General features: G+C 66.5%; 20 protein-coding genes. 16 read left to right on the forward strand and 4 right to left on the reverse strand.

Annotation, left to right across the window (positions count from 1 at the left end; all coding sequences use genetic code 11):
• Window positions 1-11: 11 nt before the first annotated feature.
• From leuC to ACSFBE_RS08885, 3 genes are read left to right on the forward strand one after another with little or no spacing between them, the layout of a single operon-like run.
• Complete coding sequence (gene leuC, locus ACSFBE_RS08875) at window positions 12-1,418, forward strand: 3-isopropylmalate dehydratase large subunit (protein WP_435490376.1); 1,407 nt, start codon at window positions 12-14, stop codon at window positions 1,416-1,418.
• The gene (gene leuD, locus ACSFBE_RS08880) at window positions 1,418-2,059 is read left to right on the forward strand and encodes a 3-isopropylmalate dehydratase small subunit (RefSeq protein WP_435490024.1); all 642 of its coding nucleotides are present in this window, start codon (window positions 1,418-1,420) and stop codon (window positions 2,057-2,059) included. The genes leuC and leuD overlap by 1 nt, the downstream gene beginning before the upstream one ends.
• The gene (locus ACSFBE_RS08885; RefSeq protein WP_435490025.1) at window positions 2,056-2,982 is read left to right on the forward strand and encodes a hydroxymethylglutaryl-CoA lyase; all 927 of its coding nucleotides are present in this window, start codon (window positions 2,056-2,058) and stop codon (window positions 2,980-2,982) included. Before leuD ends, ACSFBE_RS08885 begins: the two co-directional genes overlap by 4 nt.
• A 31-nt stretch (window positions 2,983-3,013) precedes the next feature.
• Here ACSFBE_RS08885 and ACSFBE_RS08890 read toward each other — a convergent pair whose 3' ends face one another.
• Window positions 3,014-3,754, reverse strand: coding sequence for a GntR family transcriptional regulator (locus ACSFBE_RS08890; protein WP_435490026.1), 741 nt, complete (start codon window positions 3,752-3,754; stop codon window positions 3,014-3,016).
• Window positions 3,755-3,906: 152 nt separating this feature from the next.
• Here ACSFBE_RS08890 and ACSFBE_RS08895 point away from each other — a divergent pair, with 152 nt between their 5' ends.
• The 12 genes from ACSFBE_RS08895 (at window position 3,907) to ACSFBE_RS08950 (ending at window position 16,156) form a co-directional block, all read left to right on the forward strand.
• Window positions 3,907-4,797 carry a dihydrodipicolinate synthase family protein gene (locus ACSFBE_RS08895; RefSeq protein WP_435490027.1) on the forward strand — a complete coding sequence of 297 codons (891 nt, stop codon included), beginning with the start codon at window positions 3,907-3,909 and terminating at the stop codon, window positions 4,795-4,797.
• A 30-nt stretch (window positions 4,798-4,827) separates the two neighbouring features.
• Window positions 4,828-5,808 carry a Bug family tripartite tricarboxylate transporter substrate binding protein gene (locus ACSFBE_RS08900; RefSeq protein ID WP_435490028.1) on the forward strand — a complete coding sequence of 327 codons (981 nt, stop codon included), beginning with the start codon at window positions 4,828-4,830 and terminating at the stop codon, window positions 5,806-5,808.
• 92 nt (window positions 5,809-5,900) lie between these two features.
• Window positions 5,901-6,899 carry a dihydroxyacetone kinase subunit DhaK gene (locus tag ACSFBE_RS08905; RefSeq protein ID WP_435490029.1) on the forward strand — a complete coding sequence of 333 codons (999 nt, stop codon included), beginning with the start codon at window positions 5,901-5,903 and terminating at the stop codon, window positions 6,897-6,899.
• Window positions 6,896-7,501, forward strand: a complete 606-nt coding sequence (locus tag ACSFBE_RS08910) for a DAK2 domain-containing protein (protein ID WP_435490030.1) — start codon at window positions 6,896-6,898, stop codon at window positions 7,499-7,501. Before ACSFBE_RS08905 ends, ACSFBE_RS08910 begins: the two co-directional genes overlap by 4 nt.
• A 192-nt stretch (window positions 7,502-7,693) precedes the next feature.
• Window positions 7,694-8,839: a transporter substrate-binding domain-containing protein gene (locus ACSFBE_RS08915; RefSeq protein WP_435490031.1), complete on the forward strand. Its 1,146-nt coding sequence runs from the start codon at window positions 7,694-7,696 to the stop codon at window positions 8,837-8,839.
• Between the two features lie 12 nt (window positions 8,840-8,851).
• Complete coding sequence (locus ACSFBE_RS08920; protein WP_435490032.1) at window positions 8,852-9,451, forward strand: ANTAR domain-containing response regulator; 600 nt, start codon at window positions 8,852-8,854, stop codon at window positions 9,449-9,451.
• A gap of 267 nt (window positions 9,452-9,718) precedes the next feature.
• Window positions 9,719-10,966: a transporter substrate-binding domain-containing protein gene (locus ACSFBE_RS08925; protein ID WP_435490033.1), complete on the forward strand. Its 1,248-nt coding sequence runs from the start codon at window positions 9,719-9,721 to the stop codon at window positions 10,964-10,966.
• Window positions 10,967-11,036: 70 nt separating this feature from the next.
• A complete protein-coding gene (gene urtB, locus ACSFBE_RS08930) occupies window positions 11,037-11,930 on the forward strand; it encodes an urea ABC transporter permease subunit UrtB (RefSeq protein ID WP_435490034.1) in 894 nt (297 codons plus the stop codon).
• A gap of 3 nt (window positions 11,931-11,933) precedes the next feature.
• The gene (gene urtC, locus ACSFBE_RS08935) at window positions 11,934-13,058 is read left to right on the forward strand and encodes an urea ABC transporter permease subunit UrtC (RefSeq protein ID WP_435490035.1); all 1,125 of its coding nucleotides are present in this window, start codon (window positions 11,934-11,936) and stop codon (window positions 13,056-13,058) included.
• A complete protein-coding gene (gene urtD, locus ACSFBE_RS08940) occupies window positions 13,055-13,825 on the forward strand; it encodes an urea ABC transporter ATP-binding protein UrtD (protein ID WP_435490036.1) in 771 nt (256 codons plus the stop codon). The genes urtC and urtD overlap by 4 nt, the downstream gene beginning before the upstream one ends.
• Window positions 13,819-14,511, forward strand: a complete 693-nt coding sequence (urtE, locus tag ACSFBE_RS08945; RefSeq protein WP_435490037.1) for an urea ABC transporter ATP-binding subunit UrtE — start codon at window positions 13,819-13,821, stop codon at window positions 14,509-14,511. The genes urtD and urtE overlap by 7 nt, the downstream gene beginning before the upstream one ends.
• A gap of 100 nt (window positions 14,512-14,611) precedes the next feature.
• Window positions 14,612-16,156 (forward strand): amidase, encoded by a 1,545-nt coding sequence (locus tag ACSFBE_RS08950; protein WP_435490038.1) that lies wholly within the window; start codon window positions 14,612-14,614, stop codon window positions 16,154-16,156.
• Between the two features lie 100 nt (window positions 16,157-16,256).
• On the opposite strand, the gene gudD is transcribed toward ACSFBE_RS08950, so the two are convergent.
• Genes gudD through kdgD form a run of 3 tightly spaced genes read right to left on the reverse strand, consistent with a single transcriptional unit; the run spans window position 16,257 to window position 19,557 of the window.
• Window positions 16,257-17,612 (reverse strand): glucarate dehydratase, encoded by a 1,356-nt coding sequence (gene gudD / locus ACSFBE_RS08955; protein WP_435490039.1) that lies wholly within the window; start codon window positions 17,610-17,612, stop codon window positions 16,257-16,259.
• A gap of 44 nt (window positions 17,613-17,656) precedes the next feature.
• Window positions 17,657-18,616: a Bug family tripartite tricarboxylate transporter substrate binding protein gene (locus tag ACSFBE_RS08960; RefSeq protein ID WP_435490040.1), complete on the reverse strand. Its 960-nt coding sequence runs from the start codon at window positions 18,614-18,616 to the stop codon at window positions 17,657-17,659.
• 29 nt (window positions 18,617-18,645) lie between these two features.
• A complete protein-coding gene (kdgD, locus tag ACSFBE_RS08965) occupies window positions 18,646-19,557 on the reverse strand; it encodes a 5-dehydro-4-deoxyglucarate dehydratase (protein ID WP_435490041.1) in 912 nt (303 codons plus the stop codon).
• A gap of 263 nt (window positions 19,558-19,820) precedes the next feature.
• Between kdgD and ACSFBE_RS08970 the strand changes: the two genes are divergently transcribed.
• Window positions 19,821-21,560 (forward strand): prolyl oligopeptidase family serine peptidase, encoded by a 1,740-nt coding sequence (locus ACSFBE_RS08970; protein WP_435490042.1) that lies wholly within the window; start codon window positions 19,821-19,823, stop codon window positions 21,558-21,560.
• Window positions 21,561-21,604: the final 44 nt, after the last annotated feature.

Here is a 21,604-nt window from a genome sequence, read left to right on the forward strand (position 1 = left end):
GGGCTGCCATGATGCCGCGCACGCTGTTCCAGAAGCTCTGGGACCAACATCACGTCGCCGACCTGCCGGGCGGCGAAGCGCTGGTCCACATCGACCGGCACCTCCTGTACGAGATCACGAGCCCGCAGGCTTTCGAGAGCTTGCGATCGGCCGGGCGCGCCGTGCGCAATCCGGAGCTGACCTGGGGCACCACCGACCACCTGATCTCGACCGATCGCGGACGGGGGGACGACACGGTCGAAGGCGGCCAAAAACTGATCCGGGCTTTCCGGAAGAGCACGAGCGAGCACGCGATACGGCATTTCGATGTGCACGATCCGCAGCAGGGCATCGTCCACGTCATCGCGCCCGAACTGGGCATCGCGCTTCCCGGCGTCACACTGGTCTGTGGTGACAGCCACACCGGCACCGTCGGCGCCCTGGGTGCGTGGGCCTGGGGCATCGGCACCTCGTCGGTCGAGCAGGTGCTTGCAACACAGACGCTGGCCGTGCGCAAACCCAAGACGATGCGCATCCGCGTCGATGGCACCTTGGGCACTGGCGTCACCGCCAAGGACCTCATCCTGTTTCTGATCGGTCAGATCGGCACGGCCGGTGCGACGGGGTACGCGTTGGAACTGGCGGGGCAGGCCATCTCGACCATGCCGATGGAAGGAAGATTCACCCTGTGCAACATGGGTGTCGAAGCGGGGGCCAGGACCACGTTGATTGCGCCGGACGACACCACGTTCGACTACGTCAGGGGACGCGAATACGCGCCTTCTGGCGATGTGTTCGCGTCGGCTGTTTCGCACTGGCGTCAACTCGCCAGCGACGAGGGTGCCACCTACGACGCCGAGTACCACTTCGACGCGCGCGCCGTTGCACCACAGGTCACGTGGGGCACCAGTCCGGAACAGGTCGCCGCGATCGATGCGGCTGTGCCTGACCCATCGCGCATCGTGGACAAGGAAGAGCGGGAGGCCGCGCAACGCGCCATCGACTACATGGGCATCCAACCGGGCGTGCCCTTACTGGGCTTGAAGATCGACAACGTCTTCATCGGCTCTTGCACCAACAGCCGCATTTCGGATCTGCATGCCGCTGCCTCGGTCGCACGAGGCCGGAAGGTCGCCGGCCATGTTCGGGCCATCGTGGTTCCCGGGTCCATGACCGTGAAGCGAGAGGCGGAAGCCCTCGGCCTGGACCGCATCTTCCTGGATGCGGGGTTCGAGTGGCGCGAGCCGGGATGCTCGATGTGCGCCGCCGTGAACAGCGATCGTGTTCCGACCGGGAAACGCTGCGTGTCGACCTCGAACCGCAATTTCGAGGGCCGCCAGGGACCCGGTGCGCGGACGCATCTCGCCAGCCCCGCCGTGGCAGCCGCAGCGGCCATCGCGGGCGAGCTGACAGATATTCGCAACCTCGGAGCAAGCTGATGGAACCGTTCATCCGACTGGAAGGCACTGCGGCGCCCTTGCCCAGAATCAACGTGGACACCGACGCCATCATCGCTGTCCAGCATGTCTACACGCTGTCGAAAGCCGGGTTGGGCCAGTATCTCTTCCATCGATGGCGCTATGACGAAGACGGCAGCGAGACGCAGGAATTCGTCTTGAACCGCACGCCTTTCCGGCATGCCTCGATTCTTGTGGCACGCGCGAACTTCGGTTGCGGCAGCTCTCGGGAGCACGCCGTATGGGCTCTCGCCGACTTCGGCTTTCGCAGCATCATCGCCCCGTCGTTCGCCTCCATCTTCTACGAGAACTGCATCAAGAACGGCATCCTGCCGGTGACGCTGCCCGAGGAGGCGGTGGAACGACTGTTGACCCTGCTGGAGCGAGACCTGGGCGAGCCGGTGACGGTTGATCTGCGCTCGTGCCAAGTGGTGTTTCCCGACCATTCGGTCCACGCCTTCGAGATGGACGAAGCACGCCGTGACACCTTGCTCCGGGGGTTGGATCCGATCACCGTCGCAGCGAGCCACGAGGAAGACATCGCCGCCTACCAACGCAGGGACCGACAGGCGCGTCCGTGGGTGTGGGCACATCGCATCGACTCGACGGAAAAGCACCCATGAATACACCGACCCCTGTGATCGTTCGCGAAGTCGGCTTGCGCGACGGCCTGCAAAGCATTGCCAGAACCCTTCCGACGGCGCAGAAAATCGAATGGCTGCAGGGCGCGTACGCTGCCGGGCTGCGCGAGATCGAGGTCGGCGCTTTCGTGCCGGCACGCCTGCTGCCCCAGTTGGCGGACACGGCTGACGTGGTGGCGTGCGCCAAGACGCTTCCGGGTCTGGTGACGTCTGTGCTGGTTCCCAACCTCAAGGGAGCGCAGGCGGCGCTGGACAGCGGTGCCGACGTCATGCTGCTGCCGCTGTCCGCGAGCCATGCACACAGCCTGGCCAACCTGCGCAAGACGCCCGACGAGGTGGTGGCGGAAATCGCCCGCATTCGCAGCCTGCGCGACAGCAGCGGATCGGCCTGCCTGATCGAGGTCGGCCTCAGCACGGCCTTTGGTTGCACCATCCAGGGCGCCGTCGCTGAAAGCGAGGTGCTGCGCCTGCTGCAGGCCGTGCTGGATGCCGGGGCAGACCGCGTCGGACTGGCCGACACCGTGGGCTATGCACAGCCGATACAGGTCAGGCGCTTGTTCGAGAAGGGGTTCGCCGTTGCCGGCGATCGCCTGAGCTGCGGCCATTTTCACGACACGCGGGGGCTGGGCCTGGCCAACGTGTTCGCCGCCTGGGAAGCCGGGGTCCACCGATTCGATGCCTGCACGGCGGGCATCGGCGGATGCCCCCATGCACCGGGCGCGAGCGGCAACGTGTCCACGGAAGACACGGCCTTCCTGTTTGCAAGCATGGACGTGCCGACGGGATTGAACTTTGACGCGCTCATCGCGCTGCGCGCCAGGGTGGCGCAGTGGCTGGAAGGTGAGACCCTTCACGGCGCCGTATGGCGCGCGGGCCTGCCCAGGACAATGCTGATTGGAGCGTAGAGCGCCGCCCTCCCCGTGCCAGGTTTGCGCCTCAGGCGGAGCTCACCTGGCCGGCGCGCAACATCCCCGCCAGGACACGATGCTTGGACTGCTCGATGTGCGCCATCATCTGCGCCAGTGCGCCGTCGCTGTCTCGAGCCGCAAGGGCATGCAGGAATTCGAGATGCTCCCGCATCGCGGGCACGACCTGGACCGGTCGCATGGAGTCGGCGTCATAGCGGATCAGACGCACGTGAAGACTGTTCACGCGATAGATCTCCGACAGGATCTCGTTGCCGATGGAATCGACCATCTGGTCGTGTAGCCCCCAGTCGACGGCCTGTGCGTCCTTTTCCAGATCCACATCCGGCTTCGGCTTCATTGCGCGCTTCAGAATGGCTTCGTGCTCCGCGATCAAGCGTGCGATCGTCTCGTTGCTTGCAACCTGTGCAAAGTGAAGCACGGCTTCGCGCTCCACCATCGCCCGGACCTGCCAGGCGTTGCGGATGAGCTTCATGTCGACAGAGGCGATCTGCAGCCCTCGCTGGGGCACGGTCCTGATGAGCCCGGCGGCCTCGAGACGGGGGATCAACTCCCGCACCGCAGCCAGCGGCATCGCGAGCATCTCCATGAGTTCGCGTTGCGAGACGAACTGCCCCGGCCGGATTCGCGCGTCGATGATCTGCTGGCGAAAGCCCTGGTAAGCGCGGCCACGCTGGTTGACCGGTTCGGAATCGACAAGGCGTGGCGCGGTTGATGTGAGGGATTCGGGTCGGTCAGCACGTACGGTCATGGCCCAGATGGTAAGGGGCCGAGCGCAACGCACGCTGCTGATCGCATGTCAGGGTTAACTCTGACGTTACACTAACATGTTAGTCCGTTTATAGTTGCAGCCGAGGCGACGTCGTCGCTTTTCGCCAATCACCGTACACGGAGAAATCTCTCATGGGTCTCGAACTCACCGGCGTCATCCCGCCTCTTGTCACGCCGTTCACCGCCGATGGCAGCATCGACGAAGCGGCATTGCGCAAGGTCATCCGTTTCAACCTGGACAAGAAGGTGCACGGGGTCTGCCCGGGCGGCAGCACCGGCGAGGGCCATACCCTCACGGTCGACGAATTCAAGCGCGTGATGGAGATCACCGCCGCCGAAGTCGCCGGTCAAGTGCCGATCGTCGCGGGCATCATTTCCAACAGCACCCGCGACGCCATCCACCGCGCCAAGGCGGTCTCGCACCTGTCGGTCGCGGCACTGCAGGTGACGCCGGTTCATTACCTGTTCAAGCCCGACGAGGAGGCAACCCACAACCACTTCAAGGCGCTCACCGAAGCGGTGGACATTCCTGTCGTGATCTACAACGTCGTGCCGTGGAACTACCTGAACCCGGCCCAGATGATCCGCCTCATGAAGGAGCTTCCGGGCGTGCAAGGCATCAAGCAAAGCCAGGGCGACCTGAAGCTCATGGCGGACCTGCTGCTGGGCGTGCCCGAGGGCTGCAAGGTGTTCTCCGCGGTCGACGCGCTGCTCTATTCGTCCTTCGCACTCGGCGCGCACGGAACGATCGCCGCCACGCCCGCCGCGCTACCCGGGGTGTGCGTGAACCTCTGGAACACGGTGCAGGCGGGCGACCATGTGAAGGCACTCGAGATGCACAAGTCAATGCTGGCCTTCTGGAACGCGCTCATCGGCGACAACCTTCCGGCCAACATCAAGACCTCGATCACGCTGCAGGGCTGCGCGGCGGGCCTGCCGCGTGCACCGATGCCGGCGACCAGCCCGGCGCAGCATGCCCGCATCAAGGCGGCCATGGACGACGTGCTGCGCTTCGACGTGTAAGCGCCCCCAAAAACCAACGGAGACAAAACCATGAAGATCCAACGTCGACGACTTCTGAGCCTGGGGGCTGCGGCCGCCGTCACCGGGACGCTCGGCACCCGTGCCTGGGCGCAAGCCTTTCCGACCAAGCCGGTCACGCTCGTCGTGCCCTTCGCGCCCGGCGGCAACACGGACATCGTGGCACGCACCGTGGCTGTGGCCCTGGGCAAGGTGCTCGGCCAGTCCGTCATTGTGGACAACCGCGCCGGCGCCGGAGGCTCGATCGGCGCGTCGCAGGTCGCGCGTGCAGCGCCCGACGGCTACACGCTGCTGCTGTGCGGCGCCGGCGTGATCGTCACCGTGCCGGAGATGGTCAAGACCAGCTACAGCCGGACGAGCTTCGCGCCGCTCGGCCTCGTGAACAAAAGCTCGATGGTGCTGCTCGCGCGCAAGAACGACCCGCGCTTCAGGACCTTCAAGGACCTGGCCGCCTACGCCCGCTCCGGCGAGGGCAAGCTGACCGCCGCGCACTCCGGGCCAGGCACGCCCAACCACCTGGCCCTGCTGCAACTCGAGAGCCTGCTCAAGACCAAGTTCACGGTCGTCAGCTACAAGGGATCCGGCCCTGCCCTGGTCGACCTGATCGGCGGGCAGGTCGATGTGCACTTCGATCAGGTGCCCAGCTCGCTGCAACACATCAAGGGCGGTTCGCTGCAGCCGCTGGCGGTGCTGGGACCGGTGCAGGACCCATCGCTGCCAGGGGTGCAGACCGTCGCGGAGCTCGGTTTCGGAGAGATCGACGGCACGACGTACGTGGGCGTGCTGGCACCCAGCGGCGTGCCCAAGGACGTGCTGGACAAGCTGGCGACTGCGCTCGCGCAGGCCGTGAAGGATCCGCAGACGGTCAACAGCGCGCGCGAACTGGGGAGCGTCGCCCTCTCCAGCACGCCGCAGGAGTTCGCGCGCATCCTCGACGCCGAATACGGCCTCGCGGCGCAGGCGACGAAGGATGGCCGACTGAAGGCCGACTGACCCAGCGCAGCACGCGGGCGCGCCCACCGATCCCCGCCCATCGCAGGTGGCGGCCCGCCTCCTCCCACCCTCAACCTCCCCACCCGAGCCCCGTGAAAAAGATCCTCAACGACCCGAACGCCTACGTCGACGAAATGCTCGAGGGCCTGTGCCTGGCCCATCCCGAGTTGCAGCGCCGCGGCGACGGCGGCCGGGTCATCGTCCGCAGCCGCGGCGCCGTCCAGGGCAAGGTGGCTGTGGTGACCGGTGGCGGCTCGGGCCACCTGCCCGTGTTCCTCGGCTACGTGGGTGAAGGCCTGCTCGACGGCTGTGCCGTCGGCAATGTTTTCGCCGGGCCGCGCATGGACGACTGCATCGAGGCCATGCGCGCGGCCGACGGCGGAGCCGGCGTGCTGCAGCTCTACGGCAACTATGGCGGCGACCGCATGAACTTCGACATGGCCGCCGAGATGCTCGAACTCGAAGGCATGCAGGTGGCATCGGTGCGAGTGGCAGATGATGTGGCGAGTGCCCCCGCTGCCCAGCGCGAGAAGCGGCGTGGCGTGGCTGGCCTGGTGCTCGTCTACAAGGTCGCCGGCGCCAAGGCCGCGACAGGGGCATCGCTGGATGAGGTGGCTGCACTTGCGCACAAGGCGAACGATGCATGCCGCTCGATCGGCGTGGCGCTCACGCCTTGCGTGGTGCCCGAGTCGGGCAAGGCCTCGTTCTCGATCGGCGACAGCGAGGTCGAGTTCGGCATGGGCATCCATGGCGAGCCCGGCATCTGGCGCGGCCCGCTCAAGAGCGCGGACGCCCTGGCTGACGAGATGCTCGAATACCTGCTGCCCGAACTGGCATTGACGACGGGTGATCGCGTCGCCGTGCTGGTCAACAGCCTCGGTGCCACACCGGCCGAGGAGCTGTACATCCTCTATCGCCGTGTCGCGGCGGTCTTCGCTGCGAACGCGGTGGAAATCGTGCGCCCGCTCGTGGGACGCTACGCCACCTCGATGGAGATGGCCGGGGCCTCGTTGAGCGTGATGAAGCTCGATGCGGAACTCGAAAGGCTGCTGTGCGCACCGGCCGACTGCCCGTTCTGGAGGGTCGGATGATCGACGCCGAAGGACTCACCCGGATCGTGCCGAGATGGTGTGCCGCCATGCATGCGGCCGCCCCCGAACTCAATGCGCTCGATGGCCGGCTCGGCGATGCCGATCTGGGCGTCACGCTGGACAAGTGCGCCACCTTGATGGAACAGGCGCTGCCGGAGCTCCCCGGATCGCTCGAGGGCATCTTCAGGCGGCTCGCGCAGGCCTCGGCCAAGGCATCGGGCTCGAGTTTCGGGACCCTGCTCACGGTCGCACTGATAACGTCGGCGAAATACAGCGCCGGGATGGCGGCGCTGGGACGCCGCGATCTCGCGCTGCTGCTCGCCGAAGTGGTCTCGACGCTGGCGGCCCGCGGCGGCGCGAGCCTGGGCGACAAGACCGTGCTGGACGCCCTGCAGGCTGCACAGGGCGCACTGGCGGGCGCATCGGATCATGACGACCTGCGGCGCCTCGCGAGCGATGCGGTGCGAGATGCACTGGATGCCTTCCGTGACCGTCCCAACCGGATCGGGCGCGCGCGGATGTTCGCAGCCAGGACGATCGGCATGGACGACCCGGGGATGGTGGCCTTGCAGCGCATGATCGACGGCATCGGATGCAGCTGACCGGCATTCCGGTTGCTCCGAGCGCCTGCACAGAGGGTGCGGCCGAAGTGTTCAGGTTTTCCACGTGACGCTGTTAAAGTGCTGGTGACTGCGATGCGTGCATCGCCTCGCCCCATGACTTAGGAGCAGTGAAGCTCCCAACGGCCCGCCGCGTGGCCGTTGGGAGCTTTTTTCATTTGGAGAGTAGCCACCGTGAGCACACCCACAGACCGAACCTGGCGCGTCGGCGTTCTGTTCTCCACCACCGGGGTGACCGCCGCGGTGGAGCGCACGCAGCAGGCCGCGACGCTGCTGGCCATCGAGGAGATCAACTCCGAGGGCGGCGTGCTCGGCAGCCCGATCGAGCCGGTGCTCTACGACCCCGAGTCGCGCCCCAAACGCTATGGCGAACTGGCCCGCCTGCTGTGCGACCAAGACGGCGTGCGCGTGATCTTCGGCTGCCACATGTCCAGCACGCGCAAGGCGGTGCTGCCCATCGTCGAGGCGCACCGTGCACTGCTGTTCTACCCGACGCTGTACGAGGGCTTCGAGTACTCGCCCAACTGCGTCTATACCGGTGCGGCGCCCAACCAGAACTCAGTGCAGCTGGTGCGCTACCTCACGCGCCACTTCGGCAAGCGGCTCTTCCTGATCGGGTCGGACTACGTCTACCCCTACGAATCCAACCGCATCATTGCGGACCTGTTCCGCCAGGCCGGCGGCGAGGTGCTGGACGAAATGTACGTGCCGCTGCGCGTGGCCGACATCGACATGGCCAAGGTGCTCCGGCGCATCAAGGCCGCCCAACCTGACGCCATCTATTCGACCGTGGTGGGCGACGGCATCGCGCGCTTCTACACCGCCTACCGCGACGCCGGCTTCGACCAGCGCACCCACCCCATCGCCAGCCAGTCGACACAAGAGGCGGAGATCGCCCAAATGTCGGTCGAGGCGGCGCGCGGCAGCATCACCGCGGCACCCTACTTCTCCACGCTGCAGAGCCCGGCCAACCTGAAGTTCGTCGAGGCCTACCGCAAGCGCTTCGGGCCGGACCTGCCCATCACCGGCTGCGCCGAGGCCGCCTACTTCCAGGTGAAGCTCTACGCGCAGACGCTGGAGCGCGCCGGCGACGACCGACTAGACGCGATGCTGCCGCATCTGCACGAGCACGAGTTCGACGCGCCGCAGGGCAAGGTCCGCATCGACAAGGAGAACCACCACACCTACCTGTGGCCGCGCGTGGCCCGCGTGGACGACGCGGGCAGGTTCCAGGTCGTCGACGATCCGGAGGTCCGCGTCAAACCCGACCCCTACATGTTCGAGAGCCGGTTCGACCCGCTCGCTGGCCGCCTGGAGTGATCGGAGAGTCACATGTCCATCTCGTTGTTGCGCCAACTGCCGGAGTTGAAGGTCGTCGTCGTCCATCCACCGGACGAGGAAGGCGACGCGCTGCTCAGCCACCTGCGCCGCGTGGGCTGCATGGTCAGCATGGTCTGGCCGGTGCCCGAGGCCCTGGCCTCGAACGCCGACGTGCTGTTCCTGCTGGTCGAAGGCGAAGGCCGGCATGCCACGGAAGTGCTGCTCAAGTCGCTGGACAAGCCCGAGCCGACAGTGATTGCCATCGTCAACTACGAAGATCCGACGACGCTGCAGCTGGTGCTGGAAAGCGGCGCCTTCGCCGTGGTGCAAAAGCCCATCAAGCCATTCGGCCTGCTCGCGAGCCTGGTCGCCGCGCGCAGCATCTGGACTGAGCGGCAGACCTTGCTGAAGGAGAACCGCAAGCTACGCCGCAAGATCGCGAGCGACCAGGCCATGAGCCGCGCGAAGACGATCCTGATGGCATCGAAGGGCATCAGCGAGGGCGACGCCTACCAGGCGATTCGCGCGCAGGCCATGGCCAAGCGCCTGTCGATGGAGCAGATCGCCAGCTCGATCATCAACATGGAAACTTTGTTGCACGCCTCCAGCTAATGCATATAAGATTCTCTGCACTGTGTCGGCGGCATCCGCCGATGCAGTGGCCGCACCACCCTTGATTCATCAGGCCTGGTGCGGTTCATCCCGGCAACCATGTGTGTTGCCTGGATCCAGGCAATGAAGCCCACATCGCAGCCCATGCTGCGACGTGGGTTTTTTTTTGCCTGCGCTCGACAGTGCCGTCGGCTGGTTTCGCTTGATACGGGTTCTTCCACCATGGGCCGCGCATGCCGCGCTGCCAAACGTCTTAAGGGTTCCGCCATGTTGACATCCACACGTCGCCGTCTTCTCGTCTCTTCCGCCGCCTCGGTCGCCGCCGTGGCATCACCTGCCTGGATGCGCTCGGCTTTCGCCGCCGACAGCATCAAGGTCGGTGCGCTCTATTCGCAGACCGGCGGCTTGTCCATCGTCGAGAAGATGATGGCCAATGCCGTGCGGCTGGCGGTATCGGAGATCAATGCCTCCGGCGGGGTGCTGGGCCGGCAGGTCGAGGTGGTGCTGGAAGACGGCGCCTCCGACCCCAAGACCTTCAACGAGAAGGCCTCCAAGCTGGTCACGCGCGACCGCATCGAGACCGTGTTCGGCTGCCACACCTCGGCCAGCCGCAAGGCCGTGCTGCCGGTGTTCGAACGACGCAACGCGATGCTGTTCTACCAAACGCACTACGAAGGCTTCGAGTGCTCCAAGAACGTGGTCTACAGCGGCGCGGTGGCCAACCAGCAGTTGGGCAACTACATCCCGTGGATCGTGCAGAAGCTGGGCAAGAAGAAGTTCTTCATCGTCGGCTCCAACTACGTCTACCCGCGCGAGATGTCCAAGGTCAGCAAGAAGCTGATCGAGGCTTCGGGCGCCACCTGGGTGGCCGACGAATACCTGGAACTGGGCCACTCCGAATGGGCCAGCATGGTCCGCAAGATCAAGGAGTCCGGCGCGGACGTGGTGCTGTCCAACGTGGTCGGTGATTCGCTGGTGGCGTTCTACCGCGAGTACAAGAACCAGGGCATGTCGCAGGCCGCGGTGCCGATCTGCGCGACCGTGACCAGCGAGATCGAGGTCGCCGCCATGGGCGCCGAATACGCGGCCGGCAGCTACATCTCCGTGCCCTACTTCATGTCGATCGACACGCCGGCCAACAAATCCTTCATCGAGCGGTACCGCAAGTTCGTGAACGACCCCAAGGCCGTCACCTACCACTCGCTCGAAGCCGCGTATTTCCAGGTGTTCCTGTGGAAGCAGGCGGTGGAAGCCGGCAAGGCCACCACGGCCGACGCCATCCGCGCCAACATCGGCGGCCAGACCTACGACGCCCCGGGCGGCAAGGTACGCATCGATCCCGAGAGCCTGCACGTCTGGATGACGCCGCGCATCGGCCAATGGCAGGCCGACGGGCAAGCCAAGGTGGTGGACGCCGGCGCGCAACCGATCCGCCCATTGCCGTACTTCGCCTACGGCGAGACCGACGCCAACCTGATGTGCACGCGCAAGGGCGCGGCGCAGGTCAAGGTCTAAGCAGATCCACCGGCCCGCCGCGGACGGCAATGCACGCCGGGGCGGGCCGCGTCCTCCAAGGAACTCCGACATGCTGGATGTACTACTGATCGGCCTCAGCGTGGGCTCGATCCTTCTCCTGGCCTCGCTCGGCCTGGTGATCATCTACGGCGCCATGGGCGTGGTGAACATGGCCCACGGCGAGATGGTCATGGTGGGGGCCTATGCCGCCGTGATGACGCAGATCTGGCTGGGCTGGAGCCTGTATGCGGCCATCCCGATCGCCTTCGTGGTCACGGCGCTGCTGGGCCTTCTGATCGAGCGCTGCGTGGTGCGCCGGCTCTACGGGCGCCTGGGCGACACGCTGCTGGCCACCTGGGGTGTGGCCATCCTGGTGCAGCAGGCCGTGCGCCTGGAGGGCGGGCTGTCGTTCTTCGGCATCCACATCCAGGGCCTGGGCCCCGGGCTGCAGAACATGCCGGTGCCGCCGGAGCTGCAGGGCGCGTTCCAGATCGCGGGCACCTCGATCAACGCCTACCGTGCGTTCATCGTGGCCGCCACCCTCGTGCTGACGCTGGCCACCTGGTTCCTGCTGTACCGCACGCGCATGGGCATGCAGGTGCGCGCGATCATCCGCAACCCGCGCATGGCCGAGGCCTGCGGCATCGACGTGCAGCGCGTCAACGCCTGGACCTTCGCCTTCGGTGCGGGCCTGGCCGGCATCACCGGCGTGCTGGTGGCGGGCTTCAAGACGGTTTCACCGGACATGGGCACCTCATTGGTGGTCGACAGCTTCCTCGTGGTGGTGGCGGGCGGCGTGGGCAGCCTGCTCGGCGCCGTGGTCACGGCAGTCGGGCTGGGCGAGATCAACGGCGTCGTCGCCGCTGTGACGAACGACATCGTCGCGCGCGCCACCATGTTCGGCCTGGTGATCCTGCTCATCGTCGTGCGCCCGCAAGGCCTCTTTTCGTTCAAGGGGCGCTGAGACATGCATTCCACACTGGACAGGCGCGCGACCTACGCCGCCTATGCGATCTTCCTCGCGCTCGTGGCGTTCGCGCCGCTGGTGCTCGACGGCTTCTGGCTCAACCGGCTCGCAAAGTACCTGGTCTACGGCATGCTGGGCATCGCCATCGCGATGTGCTGGGGCTACGCCGGCATCCTGAACCTCGGGCAGGGCCTGTTCTTCGGCATCGGCGCCTACATGCTGGCCATGTCGCTGAAGATGGCCAGCCCGACGAGCCTGCAGCACGGCGGCAACGGGCCGGTGCCCGACTTCATGCTGTCGAACGCCGAGCCCGGCGCGGTGATCGACCTGTGCTGCATCAACGCCGGCGCTTTCCTGTGGTCGCCGTTCCGCCACCAGGCGTTCGGCATCCTGATGGGGGTGGTGCTGCCGGTGCTGGTGGCCTTCCTGCTGGGGCTGGTGGTGTTCCGCAAGCGCATCGCTGGTGTGTTCGTCTCGATCATCACGCTCGCGCTGGTGCTGCTGGTGCGCCTGCTGCTGGTCGATGCGCAGCCGCTGACGAACGGCTTCAACGGCCTGTCGGACCTGGCCTGGCTGAAGGTCGGCGGCTTCGAGTTCGACCCCTACGGCGTGGCGACCTACTATCTCATCGCCGGCCTGCTGGCGCTGGTGCTGGTCGGTGCGCGGCTGCTGCTGGCCACGCGCGCCGGGCTGATTCTGCGTGCCACGGCGGGCGATCCCCAGCGCGCGCGCTACCTGGGCTTCGACGTGGCGCACTACCAGACCTTCTTCTTCGCGCTGTCGGCCGGCATTGCGGCGCTGGCGGGCATGCTCTACGTGGTGGTGGCCGAGTTCGCCTCGCCCACCTTCATGGACCTGGCGTTCTCCATCACCATGGTGGTGTGGGCCGCGGTGGGCGGGCGCGGCTCGCTGCTGGGGGCCTGCGTGGGCGCCATCCTCATCAACATGCTGGAATCCACCGCCAGCGAGACGCAATCGCTGGTCGAGGCCTGGCGCGTGATCGTCGGGCTGAGCTTCGTGCTCGTGGTGCTGTACTTGCCCAAGGGCATGGCCGGCTGGGTGCACGAGATGCTGGACCGCCGGGGCCGCGCCGGCGACGAGCGCGCACTGCGGGGTGCGAAATGACGGCCAACACGAGCAGGACCGCGCTGGAACTGAAAGCGCTGGGCGTGAGCTTCGGCGGGTTCAAAGCGGTGGACGGTGTCTCGCTGCAGGTGGCCGAAGGCGAACTGCGCGTGCTGCTCGGCGCCAACGGCGCCGGCAAGACCACGCTGATGGACCTCATCTCCGGCAAGACGCGCAGCACGCACGGGCAGGTGATGCTGTACGGCAAGGACATCACCAACTGGCCCGAGTACCGCGTCGCGCGGGCCGGCATCGGCCGCAAGTTCCAGATCCCCAGCGTGTTCCGGGACCTGACGGTGCGGCAGAACCTCAGCGTGGCGGCGACGCGCGAGCCGTCCATCCTGCGCAACCTGCGCTGGGGCTTCGGCCGCGAGGCCGAGACGGGCGTGAACGAGATCCTCGACCTGATCGGCCTGCAGGATGTGCAGCACCGCCAGGCCGCCGACCTGAGCCACGGCCAGACGCAGTGGCTGGAGCTGGGCCTGCTGACCGCGCAGAAGCCCCAGGTCATCCTGCTCGACGAGCCGACCGCCGGCATGACGCAGGCCGAGACACGCAAGACCGCGCAGATCCTGATGGCCCTGCGCGGGCGCCAGACCATCCTCGTGGTGGAACACGACATGGCCTTCGTGCGCGACATCGCAGAGCGCATCACCGTGCTGCACCTGGGCAAGGTTCTGGCCGAAGGCGATGTCGCCGAGATCGAACGCGACCCCAAGGTACGGCAGGCGTACCTGGGCTCCCATGGCATCGCCGCATCATGCTGAAACTCACCAACGTCAACAGCTACTACGGCCGCAGCCACGCGCTGCAGGACGTGAGCCTCACCGTGCCAGCCGGCAAGGTCACCGCCGTTCTCGGGCGCAATGGCATGGGCAAGACCACGCTGCTGCGCACGCTGATGGGCAGCATGGTGCAGTCCACCGGCGCGATCGAACTGGAGGGCCGGCGCATCGACACCCTGCCCACGCACCAGCGGGCGCGCAACGGCATCGCCTACGTGCCGCAGGGGCGCGAGATCATCGCGGACTTCAGCGTGCAGCAGAACATCCTGATGGGCGCCTTCGCCGGCCGCGGCCCGCGCGAGATTCCGCCGCTGGCGCTGGAACTGTTCCCCTATCTCGCGGCCAACCTGCAGCGGCCGGGAGGCGTGCTGTCGGGCGGCCAGCAGCAGCAGTTGGCGCTGGCCCGCGCGCTGGCCGCGCACCCCAAGGTCATGCTGCTCGACGAGCCGAACGAGGGCATTCAGCCCTCGGTGGTCGAGGAGATCGAGGCCGCCATCACGCGGCTGAACCGCGAGTTCGGCCTGACCATGGTGTTGGTCGAACAGAACATCGACTTCGCCCGCCGCGTCGCGAGCCATTTCGCAATGTTCGAGAAGGGCGCGATCGTGGCGAGCGGCCCCATTGCGGAGCTGACCGATGCCGTGGTCGACCGGCACATGACGTTCTGAGCCAGGCGCCCTTTTTCAACCCGTTTTCCAACCCCTTTTCAACCATGCGACCCGATGCGCCGCACGCACCGGACGCAACCTCTTCCAACAGGAGTTCACCATGAGCGCGACCGCATCGCAGCCCACCGCCGTCGACTTGACCACCTTGACCGTGGAGCAGGTGCAGCACGGTTTTCGCACCGGCGCCTTCACCGCGGAGAGCCTGGCCCAAGCCTGCCTGCGCCAGATCGAGGCGCACAACCCACGCTACAACGCCATCATCTTCCTGAACGACCAGGCGCTGGCCGATGCACGCGCCATCGACCAGCGGCGCCAGGCCGGCGAAGCGCTCGGCCCGCTGGCAGGCGTGCCGGTGGTTGTGAAGGATCCGATGGACATGGTCGGCTTTCCGACCACGGCCGGCTGGTCGCTGCTGTACAGCAAGGCCGGCGGCGTCGACCTGATGCCCGCCACCGATTCGCCCGTGGTCGCGCGCATGCGCGCCGCGGGCGCCGTGATCCTGGGCAAGACCAACGTGCCGGTGCTGAGTCACACCGGCACGCACGCCGATGACAGCTGGGCCGGGCCGACGCTGAACGTGGTGCGGCCCGAGCGCGTGCCGGGCGGCAGCAGCGCCGGCACCGCGGCCGCCGTGGGCGCCAGCATGGCGGTGCTGGGCCTGGCGGAAGAGACCGGAGGCTCGATCCAGAACCCGGCCTCGGCGCAGGACCTGGTTGGCATCAAGCCGACCATCGGCCTGGTACCCAACGCCGGCGTGATGCCGCTGTCCGGCAACCGCGACGTGGTGGGCCCGATCGCGCGCTGCGTGCGCGATGCCGCGCTGTGCCTGGACGTGCTGGCCGGCTACTCGGCCGAAGATCCCAAGACGCTCGCCGGCGTCGGCAAGACGCCGGTGAACGGCTACACATCGAAGCTGCGCAAGGACGCGCTGAAGGGCGTGCGGCTGGGTCTGTACGGCGCGGGCTGGCGGCCGCAGCCGCTGTCGGCCGAAGCGCGCAAGCTCTACGACCGCGCCGCAGAGGAGCTGACGGCGCAGGGCGCCATCCTGGTCGAAGACCCGTTCCTGGGCACCGGATTTGCAGCACTGCGCCAACCCACCACGCCGTTGCCGAACTTCGACGCACGGGGCATGGAGTCCGTGCCCTACGACCTGCAGAAGTACCTGGAGCGCCTGGGCCCGGACGCCGCGCTCAAGAGCTTCGCCGCCTTCGCCGAGGCCACGGCCAAGGAGTCGGCGTTCGGTCCCAAGGGCGTGCTGAGCTTCATGCACAACCTGCCCCAGTTCGTGGCCAGCCTCGCGGCACCGACCACGCCGCCGGACCTGTCCGACTTCATCGCCTTGAAGGCCAGCTACCTGCGCATCGTCGACGAGGTGTTCGCCGCCCACCGTCTGGACGCGCTCGTGTTCCCGCAAATGCGCGAAGAACTGCCGCTGAACAAGACGGGGACCATCCAGGAAACCACGGTCGGCGAGATCAACATCGCCGGCATGCCAGCGGTGACCGTGCCGGCCGGCTACTACGCGTCGGGTGCGCCATTCGGGCTTCTCTTCGTCGGCAAGCTGTGGAGCGAAGCCGACCTGCTCGCCTTTGCCTATGGCTACGAGAGCGTTACACGGCATCGGAAGGTTCCGGCCTTGACGTGAGGGCCGTCACGCAGCGAAGGGACCAAGGCCATTTCCGACGCAAGCAATGCCGACTCGAGCGTGGCGATCAGCGAGTCCAGCAAACGCGCAAGATCCACGATCAGCGCACCATGCAGGGCCGCTTGTTGTCGAACTGCCAGCCGGGGATCAGGTACTGCATGGCCTGCGCGTCGTTGCGCGCGCCCAGGCCGTGCTTCAGGTACAGCTGGTGCGCCTTCTCGACCTCGTCCATGTCGAGCTCCACGCCCAGGCCGCCCTGGGTCGGCACCTGCACGAAGCCGCCTTCGATCTGCAGCGGCGCCTGGGTCAGGCGCTGCCCGTCCTGCCAGATCCAGTGCGTGTCGATGGCGGTCACCTTGCCCGGCGCGGCCGCCGCCACGTGCGTGAACATGGCCAGCGAGACGTCGAAGTGGTTGTTCGAATGCGAGCCCCAGGTCAGGCCCCAGGCCTGGCACAGCTGCGCCACGCGCACCGAGCCGGCCATGGTCCAGAAGTGCGGGTCGGCCAGTGGAATGTCGACCGACTGCAGCGACAGGCTGTGGACCATCTCGCGCCAGTCGGTGGCGACCATGTTGGTGGCCGTGGGCAGGCCGGTGGCGCGGCGGAACTCGGCCATCACCTCGCGGCCGGAGAACACGCCTTCGGCGCCGCACGGGTCTTCGGCGTACGCCATCACGCCGTGCAGGTCGCGCGTGATGCGGATCGCATCCTTCAGCAGCCAGCCGCCGTTCGGGTCGAGCGTGACGCGGGCGTCAGGGAAGCGCTCGTGCAGCGCACGGATGGCCTCGACCTCCTCCTCGCCGCGCAGCACCCCGCCCTTGAGCTTGAAGTCGGTGAAGCCGTAGCGCGCATGGCTGGCCTCGGCCAGGCGCACGATGGCCTCGGGCGTCATGGCTTCTTCATGGCGCAGGCGGAACCAGTCGTTGTCGGCGTCGGGTTCGCTGCGGTAGGGCAGGTCGGTCTTCTTCCGATCACCCACGTAGAACAGGTAGCCGAGCATCTGCACCGCATTGCGCTGCTGGCCTTCGCCGAGCAGCGCGGCCACCGGCACGTTCAGGTGCTGGCCAAGCAAGTCGAGCAGTGCGGCCTCGGCGGCGGTCACCGCATGAATCGCGATGCGCAGGTCGAAGGTCTGCGTGCCGCGGCCGCCGCTGTCGCGGTCGGCGAACTGGGCGCGCATGGCGTTCAGCACCGCGTTGTGGCGGCCGATGGGCTGGCCGACGATCAGGCCGCGTGCATCTTCGAGGGTCTGGCGGATCTTCTCGCCACCGGGCACTTCGCCCACGCCGGTGTGGCCGGCGCTGTCTTTCAGGATCAGCAGGTTGCGGGTGAAGAAAGGGCCATGGGCGCCGCTGAGGTTCATCAGCATGCCGTCGTGGCCGGCCACCGGCACCACGCGCAATTCGGTGACGATGGGTGTCTGCGAAGAGGAAGGGAGAGAGGAAGAGGTCGTCATGGCTTCAAAGAAAAAAGGAAGGGTCCGCTGTGCGGACCCTGTTGTCAATCTGCAGTGATCTTTCGGGTTTCGATCAGCGTCTTCCAACGTGCCCATTCGCGCGTCTGGAAGGCGGTGAAGTCGGCCGGCGTGCTGGCCACGACCTCGAGGCCTTGCTCGACCATGCGCTTCTTCACCTCGGGGTCGTTGATGGCGGCGATGGCAGCCGCGCTCAACTTGTCCTTCACGGCCGGCGGCAGGCCCTTGGGCGCTGCCAGGCCTTGCCAGGAATACACCTCCGCCCCCTTCACGCCGGCTTCGGCCAGGGTGGGCACGTCGGGCAGCACGGGGGAGCGCTTGTCGCCGGTCAAGGCAATGGCATGCAGCTTGCCGGCCTTGATGTGGGGGAGCACGGCGTTCACATTCTGGAACGAGAAGTCCACCTGGCCGCCCAGCAGGTCGTTGATGGCCGGTGCGCCGCCCTTGTAGGGCACATGCAGCCCTTCGGTGCCGCTCTGCTGCCAGAACACCTCGGCCGACAGATGGTCGGAAGAACCGTTGCCCGAACTGGCGAAGCTCACCTTGCCGGGGTTGGCCTTCAACGTGGCGATGACCTCGGCCACCGTGCGCTCCTTCTGCTTCGGGCTGGCCACCAGCACGTTGGGCGCCTGCACTGGCACGCTGATGTAGTCGAAATCCTTGGTGGCGTCATACGGCACGTTCTTCTGCAGATGCGGCGTGACCACGAAGGCGCCCAGCGACGACACGAGCAGCGTGTAGCCGTCGGGGGCCGCCCGCTTCACGAAGCCCGCGCCGATCGTGCCGGTCGCACCCGGCTTGTTGTCGACCACGAAGGTCTGGCCGAGCTTGGTCTGCATCTGCAGCGCCAGCGCCCGGGCCACCATGTCGGTCGAACCGCCCGCCGGAAAGGGCACGACGATGGTCACCGTCTTTTCGGGCCAGTTCGCTTGGGCGTGAACGCCGAAGGCCAGGGCACAGGACAGGGCAGCAATGACTTTTTTCATGATGTCTCCTAAGGGTTGCGTTTCAGGGCTTACTGCGGGCCGAGCTTGTCGATCAGCGCCTTGAGCATTTCCATCTCGTCGGGCTTCAGGTCCGTCAGCGGCGGGCGCACCGGGCCGGCGTCGTGGCCGACGATCTTGGCGCCCGCCTTCACGATGCTCACCGCATAGCCCTGCATGCGGTTGCGCAGCTCGAGGTAGGGCATGAAGAAGTCCTTGAGCAGGCGGTGCTGCGTGGCCATGTCGTCGTCGCGCACGGCTTCGTAGAACTGCACCGCGGTCTTCGGGATGAAGTTGAAGACGGCCGACGAGTACACCGGCGTGCCCATCGCCTTGTAGGCGGCGGCGTAGACCTCGGCCGTGGGCAGGCCGCCCAGGTAGGCGAAGCGGTCGCCCATGCGCTGGTAGATCGCGACCATGGTCTCGATGTCGCCGATGCCGTCCTTGAAGCCCACCAGGTTCGGGTTGCGTTCGGCCAGGCCAGCCAGCGTCTCGGGCTTGAAGCGCGTCGAGCCGCGGTTGTAGATGATCACGCCGAAGTCCACGCTCTTGCACACCGCCTCGACGTGCGCGGCCAGGCCTTCCTGGCCGGCTTCGGTCAGGTAGTGCGGCAGCAGCAGGATGCCGTGGGCGCCGGCCTTCTCGGCCGCTTGCGCGCACTCGATGGCGAAGCGCGTCGGGCCGCCGGTGCCGGCGATGATCGGCACCACGCCGCGGCAGGTGTCGACCGCGGTCTTGATGATGCCGGGGTATTCCGCGCCGGTCAGCGAGAAGAATTCGCCGGTGCCGCCTGCCGCGAACAGTGCGCTCGCACCGTACGGGGCGAGCCATTCGAGACGCTGCTCGTAGCTCTTCTTGTTGAAATCGCCGTTGGCGTCGAAGTCGGTCAGCGGGAACGACAGCAGGCCGGAGCCCATGATGGATTTGAGTTCTTGCGGGTTCATGAAGGTCAGGCAACTCGGTTGAAACGAAGGCCCGCGCGATCCGATGTCGCGCACGCCTGTGCGGGTACGAAGCCCTTAATTGTTATCGTTAACACTTGAATGTGCTTAGGGGTTTACCCTGAAACCCTGGCCATGAGGCGCGCGTCACGAAGTTCTGGAATTCCCCTCTGAAATTTCAATGTCTTGCCGGGTTTGCCCTCAGAAAGTTCGATTCTGGTTGCGCTAACAATTCAATTTGTTAACGATAACCAAAAGGAGACTCCATGAAGACATTGACGATGCTGGCCGTCGCCTCTGCCGTGCTTGCCGGCTGTGGAGGCGGCGGGTCGGACGACAGGGCTCCACCTCCCCCGCCGCCGACCGAAGCACCTGCGACGGTGACCGCCGAGTGCGCGTCGTTGCCCAATGCGGCGGCCGCGCCCGCGGCATCGGCCCTTCCGCTCGTGCTTCAGACCATCAAGGTCAACGGAGAGGACCGCCAGTACTACGAGTACGCCCCCGGCGCCGTCGCCGCCCTCCGCGAACAGGATGCGCGCGGCGTGGAAGTCGTCATTTCGCTGCACCGCGCGGGCCAGTCGGCCCCAGAGAATGCACGGCTGACTGGATGGCCCACCCTTGCGGAGGAAAAAGGCTTCGTCGCCGTCTTCCCGGTGGCCAAGTCCGGCGGCTGGAACACCGGCAAGGACGCGGCACGCTCCGACGATCATGCGTTCGTGGTGGCCGCCGCTGCGGCCGTCCGCACCCGCTACGGTCTCCCATCGACGATGTCCACGTTCCTGACGGGCGCGGGCGCCGGCGGGTCCATGGCGCAGGAACTCGCCATGCGAGAGCTCGGCGTCATGGCCACCGGCGTCGCCTCGTTCGGCGCAGCCGCAGAACCTGCGACGCTGAATCTTCCGGCCGACGGTCTTCCCAAGACGGCCATGGCCGTGTGGCAGTTCCAGTGCGGGCCGAACGCGTTCACGAAGCAGACGGACTTCTGGCGCCAGGCGAACGGCACCGATGCGCAGGTTCAGACCCCCGTGGGCACCTTGCCGACGGTGACCGATTTCGTGAAGGACAACCCCGTCCAGCAAGTGAAGGTTTCGAAGCTCGACCGCCCGGCCGAGTCGACCGAAGTGTCGAGACTGGTGTGGGATGAGATGTTCGGGAAGGTCGTGCGCTTTCCGGACAACAAGTCCTACAACGGAACGCTGCATGCGGAGAAAAGCATCGCGGACATGGGGCTCACGGAGACGATCAAGGCCTTGCGTCCCGGAGAGCCCAGGCGATGGTTGACCTACGTTCCGCCGCAGTACCAGAAGCTGGTCGCGGAAGGCAAGAAGCTGCCGCTCGTCTTCTCCTTCCATGGCCGCAACGGCTCGGGCCGTTTCCAGGCGGAGATTTCGGAATGGCACGAGGTCGCGCGCGACGAAGGCTTCATCGTCGTCTACCCCCACGGCCTCCAGGCGACCTGGACGACCTCCATCGATGCGAACAACCCTGACGTCCTGTTCTTCCTCGACCTGTTGGACGAGATGAAGAAGACGTACCAGATCGACGAAGGCCGCGTCTTCCTGAATGGCTCGTCGCAGGGGACCGCGCTCACGAACCGCATCGCGGTTCAATACCCGCAACTCTTCGCTGCGATCGCGCCTTGCTATTCGGGGCATCTGTCGGCTGCGAGCTATGCCAACCCGATCGTGCGCACGGACATCGCGCTGCCCGTGTGGCAGTGCCGGGGCGAACAGGAACTTCCGAGCGAGTTCCCGGGCGGCACGGCCGGCGAGACCGCTGCCAGGACGTTCTGGCGCGAGACGGTGAACCAGAATTTCTCGTCACCGAGCATCGCCATCGACGGGCGGCGCACGACCGAGATCTGGAACAGCGGGCGCGCGGAGTACCGCTGGCAGATCACATCGGACATCGGCCATGCGTGGCACCCCGGCCAAGCGCGAAAGATGTGGGACGAAATGCTGAAGCGGTACCGACGCAATCCGGACGGATCGCTGCAACGGCTCTGATCGGGCCGCCATCCTTACATCCCCTTATCGCGCGCTGACCACTG

Source organism: Variovorax sucrosi, from assembly GCF_051216635.1.
Classification (GTDB): domain Bacteria; phylum Pseudomonadota; class Gammaproteobacteria; order Burkholderiales; family Burkholderiaceae_C; genus Variovorax.